This window comes from Kitasatospora sp. NPDC034023 (genome assembly GCF_055575795.1).
In genome coordinates this window covers 1-15,127 of record NZ_JBVIRY010000053.1, presented here as the reverse complement: position 1 = coordinate 15,127, position 15,127 = coordinate 1, and the positions used below count along the sequence as shown (strand labels likewise).

Annotated in this window: 11 protein-coding genes and 1 pseudogene; all 12 read left to right on the top strand. The window is 74.5% G+C overall.

From position 1 onward, the window contains the following. Positions 1 to 2: 2 nt before the first annotated feature. On the top strand, positions 3 to 575 hold the full coding sequence (locus tag ACZ52R_RS39640) for a HEAT repeat domain-containing protein (RefSeq protein ID WP_465626054.1): 573 nt from the start codon (positions 3 to 5) through the stop codon (positions 573 to 575). After that, positions 572 to 1,219, top strand: a complete 648-nt coding sequence (locus tag ACZ52R_RS39635; protein WP_465626074.1) for a CIS tube protein — start codon at positions 572 to 574, stop codon at positions 1,217 to 1,219. The genes ACZ52R_RS39640 and ACZ52R_RS39635 overlap by 4 nt, the downstream gene beginning before the upstream one ends. Next, positions 1,216 to 1,569, top strand: coding sequence for a LysM peptidoglycan-binding domain-containing protein (locus ACZ52R_RS39630; protein ID WP_465626056.1), 354 nt, complete (start codon positions 1,216 to 1,218; stop codon positions 1,567 to 1,569). Before ACZ52R_RS39635 ends, ACZ52R_RS39630 begins: the two co-directional genes overlap by 4 nt. Next, positions 1,562 to 2,719 (top strand): hypothetical protein, encoded by a 1,158-nt coding sequence (locus ACZ52R_RS39625; protein ID WP_465626058.1) that lies wholly within the window; start codon positions 1,562 to 1,564, stop codon positions 2,717 to 2,719. The genes ACZ52R_RS39630 and ACZ52R_RS39625 overlap by 8 nt, the downstream gene beginning before the upstream one ends. Positions 2,720 to 2,741: 22 nt before the next feature. Then, positions 2,742 to 3,251 carry a phage baseplate assembly protein V gene (locus tag ACZ52R_RS39620; RefSeq protein WP_360262629.1) on the top strand — a complete coding sequence of 170 codons (510 nt, stop codon included), beginning with the start codon at positions 2,742 to 2,744 and terminating at the stop codon, positions 3,249 to 3,251. Positions 3,252 to 3,265: 14 nt separating this feature from the next. Further along, a complete protein-coding gene (locus tag ACZ52R_RS39615) occupies positions 3,266 to 3,598 on the top strand; it encodes a hypothetical protein (RefSeq protein WP_465626060.1) in 333 nt (110 codons plus the stop codon). Between the two features lie 11 nt (positions 3,599 to 3,609). Continuing rightward, the gene (locus tag ACZ52R_RS39610; RefSeq protein WP_465755222.1) at positions 3,610 to 4,068 is read left to right on the top strand and encodes a GPW/gp25 family protein; all 459 of its coding nucleotides are present in this window, start codon (positions 3,610 to 3,612) and stop codon (positions 4,066 to 4,068) included. Next, positions 4,065 to 7,274 carry a putative baseplate assembly protein gene (locus ACZ52R_RS39605; RefSeq protein ID WP_465626064.1) on the top strand — a complete coding sequence of 1,070 codons (3,210 nt, stop codon included), beginning with the start codon at positions 4,065 to 4,067 and terminating at the stop codon, positions 7,272 to 7,274. The genes ACZ52R_RS39610 and ACZ52R_RS39605 overlap by 4 nt, the downstream gene beginning before the upstream one ends. Beyond that, positions 7,271 to 11,044, top strand: a complete 3,774-nt coding sequence (locus ACZ52R_RS39600) for a putative baseplate assembly protein (protein ID WP_465755221.1) — start codon at positions 7,271 to 7,273, stop codon at positions 11,042 to 11,044. The genes ACZ52R_RS39605 and ACZ52R_RS39600 overlap by 4 nt, the downstream gene beginning before the upstream one ends. A gap of 100 nt (positions 11,045 to 11,144) precedes the next feature. Continuing rightward, on the top strand, positions 11,145 to 13,364 hold the full coding sequence (locus ACZ52R_RS39595) for a hypothetical protein (protein ID WP_465755220.1): 2,220 nt from the start codon (positions 11,145 to 11,147) through the stop codon (positions 13,362 to 13,364). 43 nt (positions 13,365 to 13,407) lie between these two features. Continuing rightward, complete coding sequence (locus ACZ52R_RS39590; protein ID WP_465626070.1) at positions 13,408 to 14,823, top strand: DUF6519 domain-containing protein; 1,416 nt, start codon at positions 13,408 to 13,410, stop codon at positions 14,821 to 14,823. Positions 14,824 to 14,928: 105 nt separating this feature from the next. Then, positions 14,929 to 15,030 (top strand): annotated as a pseudogene (locus ACZ52R_RS39585) (aminotransferase class I/II-fold pyridoxal phosphate-dependent enzyme); the annotation flags it as partial. Positions 15,031 to 15,127 lie beyond the last annotated feature (97 nt).

Here is a 15,127-nt window from a genome sequence, read left to right as displayed (position 1 = left end):
GCATGTCCCGATCGTTCACCCGCCTGGTCCTCACGCCCGATTTCAGCGAGCACGACTTCAAGCTGGTCGTCTGGGACCTCTTCTGGGACCTCCTCGACCTCGGACGGAAGGAGGACGGCGCCGTCGTCGACAGCTGGCTCACCCCGGGCGGCGGAGCCGAGGTGCACTACGTCGACGACGGGATCATCGGCATGCGGTACGTCACGATCCGGGGCGACGGCACGGCCGACACCGAGGCGGAGCTCCGGTCCCGCTGCCGGGTCTGGGCCCTGGACGAGGCCTTGACCGCCCTGCGTCAGGCTGCCGACCGGAACGACAAGCTCATCGCCCTCTACGCCGCCGCGCTGACCGCCGACGGCCCGGAGGACCGGTCGGTGGTCGAGGCGCTCGCCGACACCGCCCGGGACGACGATCCGGCGGTCCGACAGGCGGTGGTGCTCGCCACCGGGTACCTGCCCTGGCCCGGCCTGGTGGCCGTGGTGGAGGAGCTGAGCCGGACGGACCCGGTGGACCACGTCCGGCACAACGCCCGGGTCCTGCTGGAGGGTCTGGCCCGAACGGAAGGCGACTCCTGATGCCCTACGCGGACATTCCCAGGCCCGTGCGGTCCGGGCTGGTCATCGTAGATCCGCAGCGGGGGACGCCGCAGCGGGTCATCGTGCTGCAGTTCAATCCGGACAGCCTGGAGCGGTCGTTGGCGCCGCAGGTGGCGGGGGCGGACGGGAGCGGGGACCGGACGGAGGCGCTGCGGCTGAAGGGGCCGGCCGTGGAGACGTGGAAGTTCACCGCGGAGCTGGACGCGACGGACCAGTTGGACGTGCCGTCGCCGAACGGGATCCATCCGCAGCTGGCGACGCTGGAGTTGCTGGTGCAGCCGGCCAGTGCACAGCTGAGGACCAATCAGGCGCTCGCCGCGGCGGGGACCCTGGAGATCACGCCGGTCGAGGCGCCGCTGACGCTGTTCACCTGGGGCAGCAAGCGGATCCTGCCGGTGCGGCTGACCGAACTCACCATCACCGAAGAGGCGTTCGACATCGAACTGAATCCGATCAGGGCCGCCGTCGCGATCGGCCTGCGCGTGCTGACCGTCACCGATCTGCCGACCGGCCACCGCGGGGCCGAGCTGTACCTGGCGCACCTGGCGCAGAAGGAGCGGTTGGTCGGCGCCGCGGCCGACGGCCGGTTGAGTGTGCTCGGCCTGGGAGGGGGACTCCGATGACCGTCGACCCCGCGTCCGGCGCGCTGCCCGCGCCCTCGCCGTACCCGCTGACCAGCCGGTACCACGGCGTCCCGGTGGCCCTGCACACGACGCCGGACGGGCGGCAGGTGCCGTACCTGCGGCGGAGGCTGCTGCCGAGCGCGGACGGTCTGACCCCGCTGGCCGAGCACACCGTGAGCGCCGGCGACCGCCTCGACCTGCTCGCGAACCGCTACCTCGGCAGCGCCGACCAGTGGTGGCGGATCGCCGACGCCAACCCGGTGGTCGATCCGCGGGAGTTGACCGCGACGCCGGGCCGGCGGATCACCATCGCGCTGCCCGGTGCGGTGCCGGGGGTGGGCAATGCCTGACCTCTCGGCCGTCACGGGAGGCGGGCCGGTCGGGTCGATCCACCTCAGCCTGCTGATGGGTCCGCAGATCCCGGTGCCGGTGCCGCAGCCGGTGACGGACGCCCTGCTGTCGGCGCAGGTCACGGTGGCGTCCGGGCAGCGCAGTGGGTTCCAGCTCGCCTTCGACCTGTCGAAGCAGGGTCTGATCAACACCGCGCTGCTGCCGGGCGGCTTCTTCGACCCGAAGATCAGGGTCGTGCTGATGGTGACCGTCACGGGCACCCCGACCGTGCTGATGGACGGTGTGATCATCCGCCAGGAGGTGGGCATCAGCAACCAGCCCGGCCAGTCCACGCTCACCGTCACCGGCGAGGACCTGACGGTGCTGATGGACCTGGAGGAGCAGGCCGGGGTGCCCTTCCCCGCGATGTCCCCGGCGGCCCGGGTCGCCGCGATCATCGGAAAGTACGGGCAGTACGGCATCCTGCCGCTGGTCGTCCCCGAGCTGGTGCCGCAGACGCCGATGCCCACCCGGCGGATCGACTTCCAGAAGGGCACCGACCTCGGGTACGTCAGCGAGCTGGCGAAGGCCAACGGTTACGTGTTCTACCTCGACCCGGGCCCGGTCCCCGGGATGAGCCGGGCCTACTGGGGGCCGGAGAACCGGCTCGGCGTCCCGCAGCACGCGCTGAACGTGAACATGGACGCGCTGTCCAACGTCGACCAGCTGACCTTCGCCTTCGACGGCACGGCCCGCGAGGAGCCGGAGGCCCGCATCCAGCTCCCGGCGACCAAGGTGTCCTCCGTCCTGCCGGTGCCGGAGGTCAGCGTCCTGCGCCCGCCGCTGGCGCTCAAGCCCGCGCCGGCGCTGAAGAAGAAGGTCATCGCCGACACCGCCAAGAAGGACACCACCCAGGCCGTCGCCGAGACCATCGCCAAGGCGATGCAGTCGGCGGACGCCGTCTCCGGCTCCGGCCAGCTCGACGTCGTCCGCTACGGGCACGTGCTGCGCCCGCGCGAGCTGGTCGGCGTCCGCGGCGCCGGGCTCACCTACGACGGCCTCTACTTCGTCAAGAGCGTCACCCACAACCTCAAGCGCGGCTCGTACACCCAGAACTTCACCCTGACCCGCGAGGGCCTGATCGCCCTCCAGCCGACCGTCATCCCCTAACACCGCAGCAGGAGTTGCCCGCATGGCCGAACCGACCCGCTACCTCGGCAAGTTCCGGGGGACGGTGGTGAACAACGCCGACCCGCTCGGGATCGGCCGCATCCAGGCCCAGGTGCCCGACGTGCTGGGCGAGGCCGTGTCGACCTGGGCGATGCCCTGCTTCCCGGTGGCCGGTCCGGGCATGGGGCACTACGCGGTCCCGCCGGTCGGGGCGGGCGTGTGGGTGGAGTTCGAGCAGGGCGACCAGAGCTACCCGATCTGGACGGGCTGCTGGTACGGCTCCGCCTCGGAGGTCCCGGTGGAGGCGACGACCGGCCCGCCGGGGGCGCCGAACACGGTGCTGGAGACCACCGGGCGGCGGGTGATCGTCCTGTCCGACGACCCGACCACGGGGATCACGCTCCGCACCCCGAGCGGGGCCTCGATCGTGATCAACGACTCGGGCATCCAGATCAGCAACGGCCAGGGCGCCTCGATCTCGCTCGTCGGCGCCACCGTTTCCATCAACCAGGACGCCCTGAGCGTGACCTGACGGGGGAGAACGTCATGACCGGAAATCTGCTGCACGTCAATGCGACGGTGACCTGCCCGCACGGCGCCCAGGCGACGGCCCGGCCCGCCCAGGCGCGGGTGCTGGTCGCCGGCCAGGCCGTCACCAGTACGGCCGACCCGTACACCGTGACCGGCTGCCCGTTCAACGTGGCCGGCAAGCCGCAGCCCTGTGTGACGGTCCGCTGGGTGCTGCCGTCCGCCCGGATCCGGGTGAACGGCTCCCCCGCGCTGCCGCAGTCCGCCATCGGGCTGTGCCAGAGCGCCGAGCAGGTCCCGCAGGGGCCGCCGGTCGTGACCGTCGTCCAGCAGCGGGCGGAGGGCGTATGAACACCAGGCCCATGAACACCAGGCCCATGGACACCGGGGGTGCGCACGCCGCACAGCAGCCCGGGCCCGGCGCCGGGCCGACGGCTCCGCTGCCCGGTCCGGCCCGGACGGACCTCGCGTTCCCGTTCCGGATCGACAGCCGCGGGCGCACCGCCGAGGCGGCGTACGACGACCATGTGCGCGACCTGATCGAGCAGTTGCTGTTCACCAGCCCCGGTGAGCGGGTCATGCACCCGGACTTCGGCTGCGGGCTGCTCGACCTGGTCTTCGCGCCGAACAGCCCGGAGCTGGCGGCCACCCTGCAGCTGTCCGTCCAGGCGGCGCTGCAGCGGTGGCTCGGCGACGTCATCGAGGTCGCCGGGCTCGACGTGGAGAGCGAGGACAACGTGGTGCGGGTCGAGCTGGCCTACGTGGTCCGCCGGACCGGTACGCAGCGGCACGACGTGTTCGAGGGCGGGGTGGCGGCATGACCGGGCGATCCGAACGCCCGACGGCACAGTGCGGGGCGGACCCGCGGCGCGCCGACGTGCGCGCGGCGCACCTGCTGGGCCTGGACGGCGCCGAGCCGGAGGACGACGGACGCACGCTGACCGTGACCTTCCTCGGCCGGGCGCCGGGCGAGCTCGGCCTGGAGAACATCCGCGTCGACGGCGGCCGCCGGATCACCGGACTGCGCGCCCTCGCGGTCGATATCGAGCGCGCGGACGACCCGGAGCTGGACGACCGGATGCACGTCACCCTCGACCGGGCCGGCGACACCTCCCGCTACCGGCTGACCGTGGTCGAGGCGGACGCCTACGGCCGGCCGGGCACCCGACCGTACCCGGGCTTCGACCCGAGGTACGCGAGCACCGGGTTCTCCTTCGGCGCCGACTGCCCCTCGCCCTACGACTGCCGCACCGAGGAGAGCTGCCCGCCCTCCGCCCCGGCGTCCGCCGTCATCGACTACACCGCCCGCGACTACGAGAGCCTGCGCCGGCTCGTGCTGGACCGGATGAGCCTGACCACCCCCGGCTGGACCGAGCGGCACCTGCCCGACCTCGGCATCACCCTGGTCGAGCTGCTCGCCCACACCGCCGACCAGCTCTCCTACCAGCAGGACGCGGTGGCCACCGAGGCGTACCTCGACACCGCCCGACGCCGGGTCTCGGTACGCCGGCACGTCCGGCTGATCGACTACGCCGTGCACGACGGCTGCAACGCCCGGGCGTTCGTCGCCCTGGCGACGGACCGCCCGCTCACCCTCCACCCCGGCGGCTTCCGCTTCGCCGCCGTCGACGTCAGCCGGCTCGGCCCGCAGGAACGCCCGGAGCTGTCCACGGTGATCCCCGACGAGCAACTGGACGCGCTCAGCCGGACCGCGGCAGTCGAGGTGTTCGAGCCGCTCGGCGGAACGGACCTGGTGCTGCGCCCCGAGCACAACACCATCCGGTTCTGGACCTGGGGCGACCAGGACTGCGTCCTGCCGAAGGGCGCGACCTCCGCCACCCTGCGCGACGACTGGCACGAGGCCGACCGGCCCGAGGACCGCACCCGGCACCTGGCGCTGCGCCCCGGCGACCTGCTGGTCGTCGAGGAGGTGCTCGGCCCGCGCACCGGCGCCGCCGCCGACGCCGACCCCGCGCACCGCCAGGCCGTCCGGCTCACCTCGGTCACCCACCTGGTCGACGAGCTGTACCGGCAGCCCGTGGTCGAGGTCGAGTGGGCACCGGAGGACGCCCTCTCCTTCCCGGTCTGCCTGTCCGCACACGGCGGGAGCGACTGCGGCCCGATCACCGACGTGAGCGTCGCCCGCGGCAACGTCGTCCTGGTCGACCACGGCCGCTCGCTCACCTTCTGCGGCGGAGCCCCGGAGACCTTCGCGGTGCCGCCGGAGCCGGTCCGGGTGGCACCCTGCGGGCCGGACGGATCCGGCTGCGCGGACCGCACCGGGGGCAGCCCCGCCGCGGAGGCGATCCACGAACTGCTCGACCGGACCAGGACCGGCCGCCAGCTCGGCCCGCAGCAGGTCCGCGAGCTGTACGCGCTGCTCGGCGAGGCGGCGGTCCGGCGGGCCGGGCTGAGCATCCAGCTCGCGCCGGGCGCGAGCGCGGAGGGCGAGGACGGCCAGGGCAGCGTGGTCGAGCCGCCCACGGCCGACGCCCAGGCGGCGACGCTGGAGACGCTGCTCGACCAGACCCGCTACCCCGTCCTGCCGCAGCCTTTCCGGCCGGTGCTGCGCTACGCGCCGGTCACCCAGGCGGCCGCCTACCCCGACCGGGCGCACGTCTGCGCCCGGCAGGCCGCCCTGCTCGCCGGCATCCCCGAACGGGTCCGCCGGCGGCTGGAGGAGCTGTGGCACCGGGCGGACTGCGGCCACCCCCTCTCCCGCGCCGAACTCGCCGAACTGACCCTGCTGTTCGGGGCCCAGGTGGTCCATGAGCTGCACCTCGCCGAACGGCCCGCCGCCGGGCTGCGTGAACTGCTGGCCCGCCGCACCCGCCTGCTCGCCGCCAAACTGCGCCGCCTCGAGGTGCTCACCGCCCGGGCCCGCTCCGGCGGGGTGCTCCGGCGGCCCGGCGTCTGGGAGGTGGCGCAGAGCTGGGGCGGCCGGTACGCCTCCGGGCTCGACCCCGACTCCCCCGCGCTGGCCGGCCCGGCGTCCGGGATCGCCGTCCAGGACCCTCGTGCCGCACTGCCGGCCGTCCGGGCCACCGCCGGGGGCCAGGAGTGGACGCCCCGCCGGGACCTGCTCGCCGACGGCCCGCGCGACCGGCACTTCGTCGGCGAGCCGGAGGACGACGGCCACCTCGCGCTGCGGTTCGGCGACGGGCGGCACGGTCAGCCGCCCCGGCCCGGCGCGGAGTTGCGGGTCGCCTACCGGATCGGCAACGGCACGGCCGGCAACGTCGGCGCGGAGGCCATCAACCACCTGGTGGTCTGCCAGGACCAGCCGCCCCACCCGAGGGGGCGCAGCACCGTCGTACCGCCGCAGGACGCGCTGCTCCGGGTCCGCAACCCGATGCCCGCGAGCGGCGGCACCGATCCCGAACCGCTCGACCAGGTACGGCAGTCGGCCCCGCTCGCGCTGAGCCGCACCCGGCTGCGCGCCGTCACCGCCGCCGACTACGCGGAGCTGGCCGCAACCCTGCCGGGCGTCCGGCGGGCCGCCGCCGAACTCCGCTGGACCGGCAGCGTCCAGGAGGTCCACGTCGCCGTCGAGCCGTACGGGCACGCCACCGCGGACACCGCCCTGCTCGAAGCGGTCGGACACGGCCTGGAGGCGTACCGCCGGATCGGCCACGACCTGGTCGTCCGCCCCGCCCTGGTGGTGCCGCTCGACCTCGAACTGCAGGTCTGCGCCGCCCCGGGCTACCAACGCGGCCACGTGCTCGCCGAGTTGCGGCGGGGCTTGAGCAACCGCGCCCTGCCGGACGGCCGCCTCGGCTTCTTCCACCCGGACGCGCTGGGCTTCGGCGAGCCGGTGCGGGTCTCCCGGCTGGTGGCCGCGGCCGCCGCCGTACCGGGCGTGGTCAGTGCCCGGGTCACCCGGCTGCGGCGGCAGTTCGGGCGGGACGACGGCGAGCTGGCCGAAGGGCTGCTGCGGCTCGGCGGGCTGGAGATCGCCGGCTGCGACAACGACTCCGACTGGCCGGAGAACGGCCGGCTCTCGATCGTGATCGGAGGTGGCCGATGAGCGGCCAGTGCACCTGCGGCTGCGCGGGCACCGCCACCGCGACGCCGGTACCGCTGTTCAACCCGCCCGGGCTCGACGCCATCGGCTACCGGGTCGGCGGCTACGGGGAGTTCCTCGACAGCCTGCTCGCCCGGCTGTCCGGACCCGCCTACCCGGCGCTGCGCGACCTGACCGTCCGCACCCCGGACGACCCGGCGATCGCGCTGCTGGACTCCTGGGCCGTGCTCGCCGACGTGCTCACCTTCTACTCGGAGCGGATCGCCAACGAGGGCTACCTGCGCACCGCCACCGAGGAGGGCTCGCTCACCCTGCTCGGCCGGCTGGTCGGGCACCGGCCCCGGCCCGGCGTCGCCGCCGACACCTACCTCGCCTACACGCTCGACCACGACCCGCGGGCCGCCGAGGACCCGACCGTGACCATCCCGCGCGGCGCCCGCAGCCAGAGCGTCCCCGGCCCCGGCGAGGACCCGCAGTCCTTCGAGACCGCCGAGGACCTCGCCGCCCGCTCCGCCTGGAACGAACTGGCGGTGCTGCGCCGCCGCCCGTACCAGCTGACGCCCGGACAGCTGAACCCCGGCGGCCGGGCCGAGCTGTTCGCCGCCGGCACCGCCAACAACATCAAGCCCGGCGACCGGCTGCTGTTCGTGTTCAGCGCCGACAAGGCAGCCGACCCGGTCCACCGGGTGCTGCGGCTGGTGCCCGAGGTGCGGCTCGACCGCGAGAACGACGTCACGGTGATCGGGCTGCCCCGGGACCTGCGCACCCTCAAGGACCTGCGCGCCGAGCTGGCGGACTGGATCACCGTCACCGAGAACGCTCCGAACCCCAGGCCCGGGCACAGCCGGATCGTCCGGGACTTCGACGACCAGGTGCTGGCCCCGCTGCGCGCCGACCTCGACCGGCCGTCCGGCCCGCTGAGCACCCCCGCGGACTTCGCCGAGCGGCTCGCCCCGGTGATCTCCCGGTCGGCCGAGGCCGCCGAACTGGCGCGCTCCCAGCAGCCGGTGGCCGACTGGTTCGGACGCCTCGGCGAGGAGCTGTCCGGCCTGCGCGACCGCGGCCACCAGCTGGAGCCGCCGCAGGCTCCCGACAAGCCCGGACCGCACCCTCCCGGCATCGGCACCGCCGACCCGGCCGTCCGCGGACTCGGCTCGGTGCTGGCGGCGCTGCGCACCGCCCCCACCCGGCCCCCGCTGAGCGCCCGGGACCTCGCCCGCGACCCGCAGCGCCTGTTCGCGCCCGGCTCGGACCTCGGCGTGCAGCTGCTGTCCGCGCTCGACCCCCGGCTGCGCGACGGCCTCTACCCCGCCTGGCGGCGGGTCGACCTGACGGCGCCGCTCGCCGTGCACGAGATCCAGGCGATGCGGGTGGTCGCCACCCCGTTCGGCGCCACCGCGCCGCTCAAGCCCGTCTACGGCAACGACGGCCGGATCGACCGCTACGTGGACTGGCCGCTCTCCGGCAGCACGCTGATCGGCGTCCGGGTCGGCTTCGACACCGCCGGCACCGTCCCGAAGACCGCCGACTTCACGTACGTCGAAGCCGGCAGCCTGACGCACAACGCCTTCTCGCTGCCGTGGGACCACACCTTCCCCTTCGGGCCCGGACAGGTCAAGGTGGTCACCACCGAGCCGCCGGCGCCGAATCCGCACGCCGCCGCCGTGCGCGCCGCCGTGCCCGCTCCCGACCAGGAGGCCGGGGTCAGCGCCAAGTTCCTGGCCAAGCTGCCCGAGCGCACCGTCGTCGTGTCCCGCCCGCAGGCCGACGGCCGCATCCACGTGAAGGTCGACGGCGGGCCCGGCGCCGCGCTCGACTACCAGCTCGACCCGGGCCAGGAGAAGACCGGCGAGTCCGGCGAGCTGAACGTCCGGGTCCACCGCTACACCGCGACCGACGAGTCGCCGCCCGCGGTCGAGGTGGTGTTCACCACCAAGCTGCAGCCGGTCTCCGGCACGGTCCTCGCCCTCGACGCCGTGTACGACCAGATCGCGCCCGGCAGCTGGGTGGTCATCCAGCGCCCGCGCAAGGGGATCGACGGCGGCATCCCGGGCAGCCGCGACCTCGCCGAGGTCATCACCCGGGTGACCGACGTACGCGTGATCTCCCGCGCCGACTTCGGCATCACCGGAAAGGTGACCGAACTGTCCCTGCAGCAGCCGTGGTTGGACGAGAAGGACACCCAGCTCTCGGACATCCGGGACGCCACCGTCTACGCCCGCGGCGAGTCGCTGCGACTCGCCGACGAGCCCGTCACCGAGGAGGTCCACGGCGACCGGATCGAACTCGCCCGGCTCTACGACGGGCTGACCCCCGGCCGGTGGATCGCGGTCAGCGGCGAGCGGACCGACATCCCGAACACCACCGGGGTCCGGGGCACCGAACTCGCCATGATCGCCGGCGTCGGGCAGAGCGTCGACCCGCGCCTGCCCGGGGACACCGTCCGCACCGCCATCACGCTCAGCGCCCGCCTCGCCTTCCGCTACCGGCGCGACACCGTCCAGGTCCTCGGCAACGTGGTCCGCGCCACCCAGGGCGCCACCCGCGACGAGGCCATCGGCAGCGGCGACGCCGGCATCCCCGGCCAGCGCTTCACGCTCTGGCAGTCGCCGCTCACCTGGCTCGCCGCCGACACCCCCAGGGGCGCGCGCAGCACCCTGGAGGTCCGGGTCGACGGGGTGCGCTGGCACGAGGTCGACAGCCTCGCCGGGCGCGGCCCGGACGAACAGGTCTACGTCAGCGCGACCACGACCGACGGCCGCACCACCGTCACCTTCGGCGACGGCGTGCACGGTTCACGCCTGCCCACCGGCCGGGAGAACGTCCGCGCCCGCTACCGGATCGGCATCGGCGAGAGCGGCAACGTCGGCGCCGGACGGATCACCCAGCTCACCACCCGCCCGCTCGGCGTCTCCGCCGTCGTCAACCCGCTGCCCGCCACCGGCGGCGCCGGACCGGACGGCCCGGGCCTGGCCAGGCGCACCATCCCGCTCGCCGTCACCGCCCTGGACCGGCTGGTCTCGGTGCCCGACTACGAGGACTTCACCCGCTCGCGGGCCGGCATCGGGCGCGCGAGCGCCACCCGGCTCTCGGACGGCAGGCGGGAGCTCGTCCACGTCACAGTGGCCGGGGTGGACGACATCCCGCTCACCGCCGACTCCGACCTGATCCGCACCCTGCGGTCCTCGCTCACCACCTACGGCGACCCGAAGCTGCCGGTCGAGGTCGCGCCGCGCGAACTCGTCCTGCTGGTCGTCGCCCTGAGCGTCAAGGTCGACCCGGACCACTCCTGGGACCTGGTCGAACCGGCGCTGCGCCGCGCCCTGCTCGACCGGCTCGGCTACGCCGGGCGCCGACTCGGCCAGAGCGCCCACCTGTCCGAGGTGCTCACCGCCGCCCAGGCCGTCCCCGGCGTGGACTGGGTCGAGGCCGACGCCTTCACGGGCGTGCCCGGCAGCCTCACCCCGGAGGGCCTGGAACACCTGTCCGAACAGCTCGCCCAGCCGCAGCCGACCGTCCCGGCCCGACTCGCCCGCTTCGACGAACAGCGGTACCGGGTGCGGGGCCCCGAAGCGGAGACCCTCACCGAGGTCGCCGCCCGCAACGGCGTCTCGGTCGCCGAGCTGCTGCGCCTCAACCCGTCCGTCACCGACACCCGGCCGCTGCCGCCCGGCCGCGTGGTGACGGTGTTCCGCGGCATCCGCCCGGCCCAACTCGCCCTGCTGTCACCGAACCTGCCCGACACGTTGATCCTCAAGGAGGTGCTCCGATGAGCGAGCGGTGGGGGTCCCCCCGGCCGGAGGCCGGGGGAGAGCGAACCGTCAAGAGGCGCGTGTGGGCGAATGCCCCTGCCGAGCGAAGCGAGGTGGGCGCATGAGTCGTGATCCGGACGAACTGGTGGAGCTGCTGCCGCAGTGGCACCGGCTGCGGGACGCCGAGGCCGGCGAGCCGCTGCGCGCCCTGCTGGCCGTCATCGCCGAGCAGGTCGACGTCGTCCGCAGCGGCGTCGAACAGGGCTACCAGGACTGGTTCGTGGAGACCGCCGCCGACTGGGCCGTCGCCTACCTCGGCGACCTGGTCGGCTACCGGATCCTGCCCGGCTACGAGGAGGTGCTCGCCACCGGCCTGCACGGCGGGGCCTCCCCGGAGCGGGCCGCGGCCCGCGACCGGCTCGCCGCCCGGCTGGCGCCGCGGCACGACGTCGCGAACACCGTCGCCAACCGCCGGCGCAAGGGCACGCTCGCCCTGCTGGAGGAACTGTCCGCCTCGGTCGCCGACTGGCCGGCCCGGGCCGTGGAGCTCTCCCGGCTGCTCGGCGACACCCAGCCGGTGCGGCTGCTGCGCCCGGACGAGGAGCCGGCCGACCGTCAGCGGCTGAGCCGGGGCCGGCTGGTCGACGTGCGGCGCGGCGCCGAGCTGGACCTGCTCGGCGGGCCCTTCGACGGGCAGGCGCACACCGCCGACGTCCGCCGGGCCGCCTCCACCCGCCGCCAGGGCGGCTACACGCCGGCCGGTGTCGCCCTGTACGTCTGGCGGCTGAAGCCGTACCCGGTCACCCGGGCGCCCGCGTACTGCATCGACCGGGCCAGGAACCTCTTCACCTTCTCGGTCCTCGGCAACGACGCCCAGCTGGTCACCAAACCCGAGCCGGAGCCGTCGACCACCCACCTCGCGACGATCGACAACGTGCCGGCCCCGATCCGGCGCCGGCAGCTCTCCGAGCGCCTGGCCGACTACTACGGGCCGGGCAAGAGCTTCGCCATCTGGCGCGACGGCGCCCAGGAGCCGGTCCCGCCCGCCGAGATCACGGTGGCCGACCTGAGCGGCTGGACGTACCGGCCCAAGCGCGGGCAGGTCGCCGTCGACCCGCTGCTCGGCCGGATCGCATTCGGCGCCCGCTCCGCCCCGCGCCGCGGCGTCTGGGTCGACTACCACTACGCGTCCGGCGACGACACCGGCGGCGGGGAGTACCCGCGCGACCGCCCGGAGGCCCGGCACCGGACGGTCTACCGGGTCGGCCCCGGCGGGCCGTACGAGCGGATCAACGACGCCTACGAGAAGTGGCGCGCCGACCAGGAGTCCGGCAGCGCGGGCGGCGCCGCCATCATCGAGATCACCCACAGCGGCGCCTACCAGGAACAGCTGGACTTCGACCTGGCGGCCGACGACCGCCTCGAACTGCGCGCCGCCGAGGGCACCCGGCCGGTGATCCGGCTGCTCGACTGGTACAGCAACCGGCCGGACGCGCTCAACGTCCGGGGCGTCCGCCCGGGCGGGCGGCTGGTCCTGGACGGGCTGCTGATCACCGGTCGCGGCGTCAACGTCACCGGACCGCTGGCCTCCGTCACCCTGCGGCACTGCACCCTGGTGCCGGGCTGGTCGCTGGAGCCGCACTGCGAACCGCACTCGCCGCAGGAGCCCAGCCTCGTGCTGGACCACACCACCGCCTGCGTGACGATCGAGCGCAGCATCCTGGGCACGATCCAGGTCGTCGGCGACGAGGTCGACACCGACCCGCTGGAGATCCACCTCGCCGACAGCATCCTGGACGCCACCGGGCCCGAGCGCCCGGCGCTCTCCGGGCCCGACTGCGAGCACGCCTACGCCCTGCTGCACGCCCACCGGTCCACGGTGGTCGGCGAGGTGCACACCCACGCGGTGCCGATCGCCGAGGACTGCGTGTTCACCGGGCGGCTGCGGGTGGCCCGCCGCTCGCTCGGCTGCCTGCGGTTCTGCTACGTCCCGCCGTGCTCGCGCACCCCGCGCCGGTACGAGTGCCAGCCGGACCTGGTGCGCTCGGCGGTGACCGAGCTGGTCGAGCGCGGCGAGCTGGACCCGGCGCAGGCCGCCCGGCTGCGCGAGCTGGAGGCCGAGCGGGTCCGCCCGCTGTTCACCAGCCTGCGGTACGGCACGCCCGGCTACGGCCAGTTGGCCGCCGGGTGCGCGCCAGAGATCACCCGCGGCGCCGAGGACCGCTCCGAACTCGGGGCCTTCCACGACCTGTTCCAGCCCCAGCGCGAGGACAACCTGCGGGCCCGGCTGGCCGAGTACACCCCGGCCGGCACCGACGCCGGGATCTTCCACGCCTCCTGACCCGCTCCGACGACCCGCCCCGAGTGAATCCGAAAGGGAAACCGTGCACGCAGACTTCTCGCGCCTGACCTTCCGGCCCGGCAAGCACTACTCCGCGGTGCTGACCCAGCAGGGCCGGGTCCAGCTCGACGCCGACGCCAACGAGCAGGCCGCAATCGAGCGGTACCAACTGCGCACGCTCGCCGCCGACCTGATCGGCCGCCGCGGCGGACCGGCCGCGGCGGCCGGATTCGCGATCGGCTACCTGCCGGGCAACCACGACGTGGACGACCTCACCATCGGCGGCGGCCGCTACTACGTGGACGGCATCCTGTGCGAGGCCGACCGGCCCGAGCCCGGCATCGCCGTGCCCCACGACGGCGGCCAGGGCGACGGCGGCGACGCCCGGGAGGCACCCGCCGGCTGGACGTACTGGGACCAGCCGGACGCCTACCGGGACCAGGAGCGCGACGGCGACCGGCTGCCCGGCGAATTCCCGTTCCTGGTCTACCTGAAGGTCTGGGAGCGCAGCGTCACCGCCGTCGAGGACCCGGAGATCCGCGAGGTCGCGCTCGGTGCGGCGATGCCCGACACGGCGGCCCGGGCCAAGCTCGTCTGGCAGGTACTCGCCCTGCCCGCCTCGGAGTTGAGCGTTCCGGACGGCGGGGCGTCCCGGGTGCGGGAGGCCTTCGACGCGTGGGCCGAAGCGCACGAGCGGCCGGGCGGGCTGCTGGCCGCGCGCGCCCGGCGGCCGGAGCGGGCGAGCGAGGACCCGTGCCTGGCCCACCCCGAGGCCGGCTACCGGGGCCCGGAGAACCAGCTGTACCGGGTGGAGGTCCACCACGGCGGCTCGGCGGAGGGCTGCGCCACGTTCAAGTGGTCCCGGGAGAACGGCTCGGTCGTCCTGCCGATCGCCTCGATCGAGGGCGTCTGGGCCGACCTCACCACACTGGGCGACGACGACAAGCTCAGCCTCTCGGTCGGCGACTGGGTCGAGGTCGCGGACAGCGCGTACGTCAGCCGGGGCGAGGCGGCGAACCTGCTCCAGGTGGAGGAGACCGACCTGCCGGGGCGCCGGGTGCGGCTGTCCGCCGAACCGGTGCCGGAGGTCGGGCGGCTGGCCGAGCGCCACCCGTTCCTGCGCCGCTGGGACCACCGGGCGCCCCGCGGCCGGGACGCCCTGCCGCTGGCCGGCGGCGCCCTGCAGCTCCAGGAGGGCGCCTGGCTCGACCTGGAGGACGGCGTCCAGGTGTACTTCCGGCCGGGCGGCGAATACACCCGGGGCGACTACTGGCTCATCCCCGCGCGGACCGCCACCGGCTCGGTGGAGTGGCCGCAGAACGCGGCCGGCGAAGCGCTGCTCCGGGAACCGGCCGGAGTCCGGGTGCACCATGCCCCGCTCGCCTGGGTGAAGGGCCCCACCACGGTCGTCGACCTCCGGCAGACCTTCGCCCCGCTGACCGCCCCCACCCCGCAGTAGGGCGTGTCCACGGCCCGCGCATCGAGTACCTCATCGGCCAGACCCCGCCCCAGGCCTGGCCGAGGCCGTCACCGGACACGCCGCCAAAGGGCGAGCGCTCCTACGACCGGGCCGCACGAGGAACTGCTCGTTGGTCGGGACGCGCACACGTCCGTCATCGCCGGCCTCGTCCTCGCCGGCGTCCGGCCGGTCCGGGTGGAGCCCCAGCTACTCCTGGGCGCTCAAGGGCGTCTTCCAGGTCTTGATGGACGGGATGATCGCTGAGGCCGCCGCGCGCGGCCAGGTTGACTTGTCGCTGGTCAGC

Excerpts from the sequence above, each read along its gene's own strand:
- ACZ52R_RS39605 (WP_465626064.1), top strand. The coding sequence starts at position 4,065 with ATGACCGGGCGATCCGAACGCCCGACGGCACAGTGCGGGGCGGACCCG.
- ACZ52R_RS39615 (WP_465626060.1), top strand. The coding sequence starts at position 3,266 with ATGACCGGAAATCTGCTGCACGTCAATGCGACGGTGACCTGCCCGCAC.
- ACZ52R_RS39600 (WP_465755221.1), top strand. The coding sequence starts at position 7,271 with ATGAGCGGCCAGTGCACCTGCGGCTGCGCGGGCACCGCCACCGCGACG.
- ACZ52R_RS39625 (WP_465626058.1), top strand. The coding sequence starts at position 1,562 with ATGCCTGACCTCTCGGCCGTCACGGGAGGCGGGCCGGTCGGGTCGATC.
- ACZ52R_RS39640 (WP_465626054.1), top strand. The coding sequence starts at position 3 with ATGTCCCGATCGTTCACCCGCCTGGTCCTCACGCCCGATTTCAGCGAG.
- ACZ52R_RS39595 (WP_465755220.1), top strand. The coding sequence starts at position 11,145 with ATGAGTCGTGATCCGGACGAACTGGTGGAGCTGCTGCCGCAGTGGCAC.
- ACZ52R_RS39610 (WP_465755222.1), top strand. The coding sequence starts at position 3,610 with ATGAACACCAGGCCCATGGACACCGGGGGTGCGCACGCCGCACAGCAG.
- ACZ52R_RS39620 (WP_360262629.1), top strand. The coding sequence starts at position 2,742 with ATGGCCGAACCGACCCGCTACCTCGGCAAGTTCCGGGGGACGGTGGTG.
- ACZ52R_RS39630 (WP_465626056.1), top strand. The coding sequence starts at position 1,216 with ATGACCGTCGACCCCGCGTCCGGCGCGCTGCCCGCGCCCTCGCCGTAC.